Source organism: Okeania sp. SIO2F5, from assembly GCF_010692685.1.
GTDB classification, from domain to species: Bacteria; Cyanobacteriota; Cyanobacteriia; order Cyanobacteriales; family Microcoleaceae; genus Okeania; species Okeania hirsuta.
The window spans coordinates 1-10,540 of sequence record NZ_JAAHGU010000201.1; the positions used below are offsets into that span (position 1 = coordinate 1).

A 10,540-nucleotide genomic window follows, 5' to 3' on the forward strand; every position below is an offset into this window, starting at 1 on the left:
ACAATCAACAGTTTGTTAACATACCTGATTATAGATGAATAGAGATGTTAAGATCTAAAGCTCATTAAAAAGGGATAAAAGTAATAATTACCGAAGAATCCTATAGATCACAATCAAGTTCTTTAGATCAAGATGAATTACAAAAATCTGGTGAGTCAAAACCGATATTTAAAGGAAAAAGAATAGCAAGAGGATTGTATAAAACAGGAGAGAAGAAGTTATTAAATGCTGATGTGAATGGAGCATTTAATATAATTAGAAAAGTAATTCCCGATGTTTTTGACCAGGGAATAAAGGGTTTGCCGTTTAACCCTGTAGTGCTTGAACCACTACGAATGACTATACTTTCAGACTTTTTAGTAAGTTTAGTTGAGCGGTTAATACAACTTAACGTCGGTATGTAAAAGTTTGTAATCAGAACGCAGATTTTATTTCAACTTTCTGACTGCTGATCGCAATACTAAAGAAATTTTGAATACTGCGTTTGAAAAATTAACAGCTTAGTTCTTTTTTCGCAGTATATAAGAACACAAAAAACTCCAAGGAAAATAGTAACAATTAAGGTAAGGTAGCTATGACAACTAATCATTTGCTCGAAATCAAAGACTTCGGTCAGAGTATCTGGATGGATAATCTCAGTCGCAATATCATTGAGTCTGGGGAACTCAAAAATATGATTGCCCAGAAAGGGATTCGTGGTATCACTTCTAATCCCGCTATCTTTGAGAAAGCAATCGCTGGTAATGCTATCTATGATGCAGATATTGAAGCAGGTATCAGCGCTGGTAAGTCAGTGATGGAAATTTACGAATCTCTTGTTTTTAAGGATATTCGTGATGCTTGCGATATATTTATGCCAGTCTACGAACAAACTAATGGATTAGATGGTTATATTAGTATTGAGGTCCCACCTACTATAGCCAAAGATACAGAAAGTACCATCAGCGAAGCAATTCGTTATTATACTGCTATCGGTCGCGAAAACCTAATGATTAAAATTCCAGGTACGCCAGAAGGTTTACCAGCAGTAACAAAAGTTATTAGTGAAGGAATTAATGTCAATGTCACTTTGCTATTTTCTGTAGAAAGCTATGTAAACACCGCTTGGGCCTATATTGAAGGTCTAGAAGCAAGAGCAGCTAAAGGAGAAGATGTCAGTAAGATAGCTTCTGTGGCAAGTTTCTTTTTAAGTCGCATTGATAGTAATATTGACGCTACTATTGATAGCAAAATCAAGAATGTAACCGATGATACTGTCAAGGCCAAACTAGAAACCGTCAAAGGAAAAGTAGCGATCGCTAATGCCAAAATAGCCTATCAAGAATACAAAAAAATTATTCAGAGCGACCGCTGGAAAGCTCTATCTGCAAAAGGTGCAACAATGCAAAGGCTATTATGGGCAAGTACTAGCACCAAAAATCCCACCTACAGTGATGTGATGTATGTGGATGAATTAATTGGGCCTGATACAGTAAATACTTTGCCTCCCCAAACCATAGATGCTTGTGCTGATCACTGTCATGTTGATAACCGAGTAGAGACTAATATAGAAGAAGCGATGCAGCTAATAGAAAGTCTTAAAGACCCCGATATTAATATCAATATCGACCAAGTTATGGACGAACTGCTAGCAGAAGGGATCGACAAATTTATCAAACCCTTTAGTTCCCTAATTAACTCCCTAGAAGAAAAAGTCAAAAAATTAGCACCTGTCTCAAGTTAGAAAAATCTTATAGCAGGGAACAGAGAACAGGGAACAGGGAACAGTGGGAAAAGCATACGGTTCATCATCAATCTATATTCCTAATTCCTAAGCAACTCGTTCCTTGCTATATGTCATCAGTCATTTTCATGTCGGCGACAGCCGAAACTTAAAAAAAAACGGTTTGACTGATGACCAAAAATTAAAATTAATGTAGCTAAAGACGCTGAATTATTTAATTATTTAGTATAAAACAATCAACATAGCTAATTGTAGTGAAATAATAAAATAGCACACCTCGGCAAAAACAAACAAGCTTCTATAGGTAACTAAATTAGAAGGAGTCAACATAGATGGTAGCACTATTAGAAAATCCCCTGCGGATTGGGTTACAACAAGACCGAGTCCCAGAACCCCAGATTTTAATTATCTTCGGTGCTTCAGGGGACCTAACTCAAAGGAAACTCGTTCCAGCACTCTATCAAATGAAGCTAGAGCGCAGACTCCCCCCCGAACTAACAATAGTCGGAGTAGCACGCAGAGAATGGAGCCATGATTACTTCCGCGAACAAATGCGGACTGGCGTAGAAGAATTTGGTGGTGGATTACAATCTGAAGAACTCTGGAATGACTTTGCCAAAGGAATTTTTTACTCTCCCGGTAATATCGACAAACCAGAAGATTACCAAAAACTAAAAGAATTTTTGAGCCAACTTGACGAAGAAAGAGGTACGCGAGGTAATCGCGTATTTTACTTATCTGTAGCACCACGCTTTTTTGGAGAAGCTGCTCAACAGTTAGGCGCAGCAGGAATGTTAGAAGACCCCAAAAAACATAGATTAGTAATTGAAAAACCCTTTGGTAGAGACCTCAGCTCCGCTCAGGTACTCAATAAAATCGTTCGCCAAGTTTGCCCAGAAGAGCAAATATATCGCATCGACCACTATCTAGGAAAAGAAACAGTTCAAAACTTAATGGTATTTCGATTTGCCAATGCCATTTTTGAACCCCTATGGAATCGTCAATTTGTCGATAACGTTCAAATCACTGTTGCAGAAACAGTAGGATTAGAAGGACGTGCTGGATATTATGAAACATCAGGTGCCCTGCGGGACATGGTACAAAATCATCTGATGCAACTATTCTCCCTCACAGCAATGGAACCCCCTAATTCCCTCGATGCTGACAGTATTCGTAACGAAAAGGTAAAAGTAGTTCAGGCAACCCGCTTGGCAGACTTAGAACGCCTGGAGCTTTCTGCAATTCGTGGCCAGTATACAAACGGTTGGATGAAAGGCAAAGATGTACCAGCTTATCGGGAAGAAGGAGGAGCAGACCCCAACTCCACCACACCTACTTATGCAGCACTGAAACTCTATATTGATAACTGGCGTTGGAAAGGAGTTCCATTTTATCTGCGGACTGGTAAGCGAATGCCGAAAAAAGTCTCAGAAATCGCGATTCAGTTCAAAGAAGTACCATATTTAATGTTCCAGTCAGCAGCTAAACAAGCAAATCCTAACGTATTGGCTTTGCGAATTCAGCCAAATGAAGGAATTTCTATGCGTTTCGAGGTAAAAACTCCAGGCAGTTCCCTGCGGACTCGTTCAGTAGATATGGATTTCCGTTACGATACTGCTTTTGGTAAACCCAGTACAGATGCTTACAGTCGATTGTTAGTTGATTGTATGTTAGGAGACCAAACACTATTTACTCATGGTGATGAAGTAGAAGCATCTTGGCGAGCATTAACACCAATACTAGGTATCTGGGATGCTCCAGCACCACCAGAGGCCATACCTTTGTATGAAGCAGGTACATGGGGACCAGTTGAATCTGAACTGTTACTCAATCGTGATGGTCGTCGTTGGCGCCGACTGTAGTAGAAGGCAGAAGGCAGAAGACAGAGGGCAGAAGGCAGAAGGATTTCTTCCAATTGTGACTTATATCAAGTCTCATTAATTAGCCATAATAAATAAGTTATCTTTAGTCATCTTTAGATGACTTCTGCTTTGAGCCAAGAAATTTATTTCTTGGCGGATAACATGGCTCGCTACAAGAATTGGGCGCGGACATTTCTCAATCCTAAAACCCTTTTACAGTCTGCTATTCCCTGTTCCCTGTTCCCTGTTGCCTATCCCCTAGCGCGTAGCGCTACAAATAACCATCAGTAAAGCATTTACAAACAAGAAAAATGAGTACAACACTTGTTGCCTTACAACAACCAAAAGATATTTCTCTCGGAGAAATTGAAGCAGAACTTAGTAAAATCTGGCTCGGTCAAAGTGGTGGAAAAGCAACTGCGATCGCCACCAGAGCAGCTACTTTCAGTATGGTAGTATATGAACCCGAAGAATTTCAACAACTTTTGGCTGGTTTGGGATTCTACAAAGGTGAAATAGATGGTATTAACGGCAATGAGGCCCGTGATGCCATCAAAGAGGCTCAAAAAGCTTATCAGTTACCAATAACAGGTAGGATAGACTCGGAGACTCTCGCTAAGTTACGTTCAGAGTGGGCTGCAAAATCTCCAGAAACTCGGCAATTCCCTAACATGGATGCTAGAGGATTTAGCATTAGTGAAGTAATTGCAGATCAAAACCCCTGTCGAGTCATCACACTATGTCCTACTTTTGGAGAAGATACAGGGGTAACAGCACAAGTTTCTGCTTATTGCCCAGTAAAGAAAAAGCAGTCTTCATTAACTTGCTGTGAATATATTACTCTACGCGGAACTAAAGAAGCACTGGAAAGGGTGAGTGATGTCGTGACATCATTGATGATTCCTGACTTGCCTAAATTTGTTTGGTGGAAAGCTACCCCCAATCAAGAACAAGAATTATTCCGAAACCTATGTGAAAATAGCAATTGCATTATTCTGGATTCATCTTATTTTAGCGATGCAGATTCAGAATTTCTCAAAATGCAAGAGTTGATCGAAAATCAAACATACATTGCTGATTTAAATTGGCATCGTCTCTCTGCATGGCAAGAATTAGCTGCTGCCACTTTCGATCCACCACAACGTCGTGCTTCCTTGGGTGAAATAGATAAAATTACTCTTGACTATGAAAAAGGGAATGCTGCCCAAGCACTAATGTTTTTGGGGTGGTTTGCTAGTCGTCTTGATTGGCAACCTACAGCTTATACTGAGACTGGTGGTGATTATGATATCGTTCATGTCAAGTTTACCAGTCCTACGGATAAGGAGATTTTAGCTGAGTTAGCAGCAATTCCTACCGCTGACTATGGTGAAATTCCTGGAGATTTAGTGGGCGTGCGTTTGGGGTCTAGTAATCCCAATGCTGACTGTTGCACGATTTTGTGTTCTGAAGATACTGGTTGTATGCGATTAGAAGCAGGTGGTAGTGCCCAGTCTTGTCGTACAGAGCAAGTCAGTGCTTTGAGCGATCAGAAAGCAGAATATTTGATGGCTCAACAGTTACAACGTTGGGGTCGGGAAGTTTTATATGAAGAGAGTTTGGCTATAACTGCTGACATTCTCAAGTTACGTTAAAAAAGCACCTCAGTGGTCAGCACCGAGAGCGATCGGCAGATTTTTTAGCTTGAAGAAACCGTAGGGGCGTTACGAAGTATGCGCAAGCAAACAGCCGTTTGCCCCTACAAACTGTTTTAAATCAACAATCTGAGCACCATTGCCAACTCTTTCTCCATCTCCCCACGTTCCCCTCCAGGGAGGGGTTAGGGGTGGGTTCCCATCTCCCCGAACTCCTCACACTCCTCACACTTTCTAGTGCAGGATTGCAGAAATAACTAATATCATGTTCGGTTAAATACTTATACTTTGGAGAAAGCAAGGCAGAAGGCAGAAGGGAAAGAAAGATTCAAAGAGATAAGGTTTTTATAACTGATTATTCGAACATGATATAACCAGTAACAAAATCCTAAAAGCCTTACCAATCAATACTTTTGACTGTCTTGAGTGCGTCTTACATTCTGAGGGGACCTCAGAATTACGCACTCGCTTTTGAATTTTAACTTTTGACTTCCGCGTAGCGGCACTAGCGAAATAACTCCACACCATCTCTCCGATCAATATCTTGCACATAAACTTTGACCTTCTCTTCTCTAGAAGTGGGTAGCTTCTTACCTGTGAAATCTGGATGAATTGGTAGTTCCCGATGACCTCTATCAACCAACACAACTAATTTAATTGCTTCTGGGCGACCATATTCAAGAACTGCGTTCAAAGCAGCTCGCACTGTTCGACCTTTATAGATCACATCGTCAACTAAAACCACAATCTTGCCAGTAATATCACCAGGAATTTCCGTTTTAGCTGGAGTTCGCATTCCCGTTATGTTCAAGTCATCCCGATAAAAAGTAATATCCAATGCTCCCACAGGTATCTTGACTTGCTCTAGCAATTCAATTTGATTTGCTAATATTTTCGCTAGCGGTACTCCTCTAGTATAGATGCCTAACAATACCAGTTGAGACAAATCTCCCGCATTTTCAATTACTTGGGAAGCAAGACGAGTAACAGTACGCCGTAACTCCTGTGCGGATAAAATTTCTACAGTATTGCTCATATATTCCACCACCTTAATGAAGTCAGAAGTCAGAAGTCAAACGAAGTCAGAAGTCAGAAGTCAGAAGTCAGAAGTTGTTTTTGTAACGGTGATTTACAGCAGTTTTCATTATTAAGTAGACTAAAAAATTCTTTTTTAGGACTTACGCATATACGCTATATATAGTACTCATAACTATTGTCTAATAGTTACTGGACTCTATACACAGTGTCTTTGCGTAAGTCCTGTTTTTGCTTAGGGAGTAGGGAGTAGGGAGTAGGGAGCAGAAAAATGCTTTGACCACTGTACTCTATCTATTTGAAAACCTTGAAAACCGCTATAAGCTCCCCTCCAAAAACATTTCGCCAATCAAGGCGGGATATTACACCCAATTATTTTGATAAATAATATCATGTCCCCTGGGGCACGTTTGTGTAAAACCAAGGGTGAATATCTACAGGAAATTTACGTTTTTTCATACTTTTAAGCCTTCTTCCCTCTTCCTTCTTCCTTCTTCCTTACCTTCACTATACAATACCGATGCTACCGGACATTATATAACAAATAAAAAATAACCCTAACCAAATTAGAAAGCAATATCGAGTTAACTGCAATGCTCGATCAATAATTTCTGGTGTAATTGGATAGGTGGGGTCTCCTAATAGTGGTTTATGTTTAACCACTCCCTTGTACAAATTTGTACCACCTACCTGTACTCCCAAGGTTGCAGCATAGGCACATTCACTCCAACCAGCATTAGGACTAGGGTCTTTCACCGCATCCCTTTGACATATTCTCCAAACATATAAAGGTTTACCAGAGAGCAAAGCTATAGTCAGCACATTTAAGCGACAGGGTAGCCAAGTTAAAACGTCCTCTAGTTTGGCACTAAACCATCCTATATCAGTATAGGGCGCTTCTTTGTACCCAATCATCGAATCTAATGTACTAGCAGCTTTGTAAGCAAATGCTAAAGGTACGCTACCTACACCTGGTATTATGGCTCCCACTAAAGCGTAAAATAAAGGTGCAATTACTCCATCTGTTGCATTTTCTGTTACTGTTTCAAAAATTGCTCGAAATATTTCCGATATTGATAAATTTTCTGTATCTCTACCTACATACATACTTAATTTTTGACGTGCTTGAATTAAATTGTCACTTCTTACCAGTTGAAGTACTTCTTTAGCTGCCATACTTAAACTTTTTCCCGCAAAACAGCTAGCTAATAAAATACTCTCTATTATTACTGTTAATAAAGGAAATTGGGTAAAGTTTATTCGTAAAGCTTGAATAATTAACCAACTGATAATTCCACTACCCAAAACAAGAGCGATCGCTAGTAATATACCTGACAATCTAAGTATAAATACGTGAGAGTTATCTTGATAAGGTTTAGTGAGTTTAAATATTTGTTTAGTGTAATGAGTAATTATCCAACCTAAGAACTTTACAGGATGTGGCCAATCCCAAGGATCGCCAATCAAATAATCTAGGCAAGCAGCTATGAAAAGAATAATTAAAGTATAGTTGGCACTCACAGGAATTCAATAGTTATAAATTTGTTTTAATAAGTAATCATGGTGAATCATAGTAAGCATTTAGCTGTCAGCTATTAGCTATCAGCTATTAATGTTGGGAAAGGTAAAAGCAACCTTTTAAATTGAGTTTGAATAAAAAGTTACTGTTAAAGTCCCCAGACCTAACCTCAGAAGTAATTATTCATTATTAATTGCTGAAGTGCTGAGTGCTAATAGCTGAATGCTTATGAATCATATACTACTGATTAACTCTTACAACTTGACACTCAAGCTATCAAAAATTAAACAACAAAACTCGCTTCTTCTCCTACTACAGCTTGCCAACTACGGACATCATAGTATAAGTCTTCTAAAGAAATATTGTAAAGTGCTTCAGAAAGTTTTTTATCTAATCTATGCCAGATAGAATAAGTAACCCAGTCTTCTGCCTGTTTATTATCAGGAACATATCTAGGTAAAGGTTTGATTGTTTCACCCACGGATTCTAGTATTTGTCCTATAGATATTTGAGCAGGTAATTTAGCTAATTTATATCCTCCTTGGGCACCACGAACTGATTTGACTAAACCAGCACGACGCATCTCTATTAATAACTTTTCAAGGTAGGCTATAGGTATGTCTTGACGTAGTGCTATTTCTTTGACAGATATAGGAGTATTATTTTGTTGTAAACTCAAATCTAAAAGTGCCTTAACACTATAATGTCCACGAGTAGTTAACTTCATTGTATTGTGTTTAATTCAAAGGGACTTCAGGAATTTATAGCTATAACTATATTAATAGGCCCTTCAACTAAATAGGTGAATAGTTGATAGTTGATAGCGCAATGCTTAATATTACATACTATAGATATGATTGGTGGCTATAATCAATAGCTCTTCTCAGAATATTGTGTTAAAAATTTGTCGAATATGTGAAATATTTAGATAATTAGTGTAATATAGTTTTACGAGCAAATATTTGTTTATCGTTTCTTGGAATTTAAACAAACCAAGATAAAAACTGATAACTGTAGCAAAATGTTAGGACTGAAAATATGGCTAAAAAGAAAAATATTGATCCCTTATCTGGGGAAGATTTACTTAAAAAAGTCAAAGACTTAGGTAATCAAAGTAAGGAAAAGAAGGCTAGAGAATGTGGCTACTACACTGTTACTAAAAATGGTGTTGAACGAGTTAACATGATGAAGTTTTTGAATGCTTTGATTGATGCTGAGGGTATTCAATTAGATAGTAAACAGAATGGTAATGGCCGTGGAGGACGCTCTGCTAGCTATAGAATTAGTGTACAATCCAACGGTAATTTACTAATTGGCGCAGCTTATACTAAAATAATGGAATTAGAGCCAGGAGATGAGTTTGAGATTTCTTTGGGACGTAAACATATTCACCTGCGTCAAGTAGAAGCAGGTAAAGTTGTGGAAGAAGGAGAAGAAGTATCAGCAGCAGCATCTTAAGTTAAGACTACATCTTACTTAACAGATTCTCTATTTCACTGATTCTCTTCACTTCAAGCATCAAGAACTATAGCGATTGATGCTTGTTGCACCAATAGCTGTACCATCACTTTTTTGTAAATACTTCTTCTCGTGGTCAATATGTCAATACTAATTTAGTACCTTCGTAGTATTTCTCTACAGAATGTAAAGTGTCACAAAGATTACGGTATATATTGGTTTAATGGCGTTGCACAGTGACGAATGATTTGATATTTTTGATTGAATTGGATTGTGGATTAATCAATTGCTAGAATCATTAATTAATGGTTATTTTTAGTCAAAATCTAAACCAATTTTTGGCAATGTCATTCCATAATGTGCAACCCCGGTTTAATAGTGATTGCGTTCACTATAAGGAGGCAAATATTTTTTAGTATAGCTAGTCGAAGGAAAGGGCGCGGACATATCAAAAGTTTAAAACTCAGACAACACAAGATTTTGGCGTTGCATCATCATGGGATGATTTTGATATGTGTCAAAAAATTTTTTTTGATCTATCAAGATTTTAAGATGCGTGCAAATGTGATTATCATCCTACAATTATGCAACACCAGATTTTTCCTTCTTCCTTTTTCCTTCTGCTATACAATCTGTTTTTATCTTCTCTTTTGACCACAATGTTTGCAGGAAGTAAGAAAAAATGGAATAAAGCTCATAGATGACTTTCCTCTGCCATGCTCATATATTGGCGTTGGTGAATGTGTAATGCTCAGAAAAGAACTGGCACAGTCTTGAATTTCAAGTAATGTACTAGCAAGCGAATAGAATACTTAAGCATTGTTAAGGATTTGGAGTAACAGAGGGTTTTGCGTTTGAGTCGAGCCAGATAATGTCTCAAGCGAGTGTTTTCTCCGTAACACGCGGGTCATATAAGTTTTGCAAGTATCTACTCAATATGATGGGGTAGGCAATTATGATAGCTGCCAAGACCAAAAATCGCGATCGAGAATATCGGCTAAATCACAAAAAAGAATAAAGGATAAAGAATAATAACAGGAGAATAAAGTTGGTTATAGAATATGAAATATGAGACAAAATAATGACAGCAAAAAATTAGTAGAGCAAGTCCTGCAAACAATTAACCCGACCGAAATTGCAGACAAATCCTTGTCTCAAACAGTAGAGGTATTACTGAACCTGATAGTGGGACTTACACAACTTAACTGGCCAAATTAGACTATAATGCTTGTAAATCAATAATTTTACGTCGAAGCGATCGCAAGGAATGAAAGAAACAACCCCTACTGCAATGCCCCCTTGCTTTGAA

9 protein-coding genes and 1 pseudogene are annotated in these 10,540 nt (G+C 38.2%); 6 read left to right on the top strand and 4 right to left on the bottom strand.

All coding sequences use genetic code 11. The annotated features are described in order from the left end of the window. The first annotated feature begins 194 nt into the window (after positions 1–194). The 4 genes from F6K27_RS30965 to opcA all read left to right on the top strand — a co-directional run bounded on the left by F6K27_RS30965 (position 195) and on the right by opcA (position 5,219). Entirely contained in the window at positions 195–404 is a 210-nt protein-coding gene (locus F6K27_RS30965; RefSeq protein ID WP_287279658.1) for a hypothetical protein, read from the top strand. A gap of 170 nt (positions 405–574) precedes the next feature. Beyond that, a complete protein-coding gene (tal, locus tag F6K27_RS30970; RefSeq protein WP_287242347.1) occupies positions 575–1,723 on the top strand; it encodes a transaldolase in 1,149 nt (382 codons plus the stop codon). 332 nt (positions 1,724–2,055) lie between these two features. Beyond that, positions 2,056–3,585, top strand: coding sequence for a glucose-6-phosphate dehydrogenase (gene zwf, locus F6K27_RS30975; protein WP_287279659.1), 1,530 nt, complete (start codon positions 2,056–2,058; stop codon positions 3,583–3,585). 311 nt (positions 3,586–3,896) lie between these two features. Then, positions 3,897–5,219, top strand: coding sequence for a glucose-6-phosphate dehydrogenase assembly protein OpcA (gene opcA, locus F6K27_RS30980; protein WP_287279660.1), 1,323 nt, complete (start codon positions 3,897–3,899; stop codon positions 5,217–5,219). Positions 5,220–5,724: 505 nt separating this feature from the next. Here opcA and pyrR read toward each other — a convergent pair. From pyrR to F6K27_RS30995, 3 genes are all read right to left on the bottom strand, one after another. Then, positions 5,725–6,255, bottom strand: coding sequence for a bifunctional pyr operon transcriptional regulator/uracil phosphoribosyltransferase PyrR (gene pyrR / locus F6K27_RS30985; RefSeq protein ID WP_124155468.1), 531 nt, complete (start codon positions 6,253–6,255; stop codon positions 5,725–5,727). Between the two features lie 506 nt (positions 6,256–6,761). Continuing rightward, a complete protein-coding gene (gene cbiB / locus F6K27_RS30990; RefSeq protein WP_287279661.1) occupies positions 6,762–7,775 on the bottom strand; it encodes an adenosylcobinamide-phosphate synthase CbiB in 1,014 nt (337 codons plus the stop codon). Between the two features lie 281 nt (positions 7,776–8,056). Then, positions 8,057–8,500 (bottom strand): RrF2 family transcriptional regulator, encoded by a 444-nt coding sequence (locus F6K27_RS30995; protein ID WP_124143059.1) that lies wholly within the window; start codon positions 8,498–8,500, stop codon positions 8,057–8,059. A gap of 311 nt (positions 8,501–8,811) precedes the next feature. On the opposite strand from F6K27_RS30995, the gene F6K27_RS31000 reads away from it, so the two are divergent. Then, a complete protein-coding gene (locus tag F6K27_RS31000) occupies positions 8,812–9,231 on the top strand; it encodes an AbrB family transcriptional regulator (protein ID WP_287279662.1) in 420 nt (139 codons plus the stop codon). A 751-nt stretch (positions 9,232–9,982) separates the two neighbouring features. Here F6K27_RS31000 and F6K27_RS31005 read toward each other — a convergent pair. Beyond that, positions 9,983–10,151: pseudogene (locus F6K27_RS31005) on the bottom strand (IS1 family transposase); the annotation flags it as partial. A gap of 148 nt (positions 10,152–10,299) precedes the next feature. On the opposite strand from F6K27_RS31005, the gene F6K27_RS31010 reads away from it, so the two are divergent. Next, entirely contained in the window at positions 10,300–10,449 is a 150-nt protein-coding gene (locus tag F6K27_RS31010; protein WP_287279663.1) for a hypothetical protein, read from the top strand. Positions 10,450–10,540 lie beyond the last annotated feature (91 nt).

Coding starts and splice junctions, on each gene's coding strand:
- tal (WP_287242347.1), top strand. CDS start 575: ATGACAACTAATCATTTGCTCGAAATCAAAGACTTCGGTCAGAGTATC.
- zwf (WP_287279659.1), top strand. CDS start 2,056: ATGGTAGCACTATTAGAAAATCCCCTGCGGATTGGGTTACAACAAGAC.
- opcA (WP_287279660.1), top strand. CDS start 3,897: ATGAGTACAACACTTGTTGCCTTACAACAACCAAAAGATATTTCTCTC.
- pyrR (WP_124155468.1), bottom strand. CDS start 6,255: ATGAGCAATACTGTAGAAATTTTATCCGCACAGGAGTTACGGCGTACT.
- F6K27_RS30995 (WP_124143059.1), bottom strand. CDS start 8,500: ATGAAGTTAACTACTCGTGGACATTATAGTGTTAAGGCACTTTTAGAT.
- F6K27_RS31000 (WP_287279662.1), top strand. CDS start 8,812: ATGGCTAAAAAGAAAAATATTGATCCCTTATCTGGGGAAGATTTACTT.
- F6K27_RS31010 (WP_287279663.1), top strand. CDS start 10,300: ATGAGACAAAATAATGACAGCAAAAAATTAGTAGAGCAAGTCCTGCAA.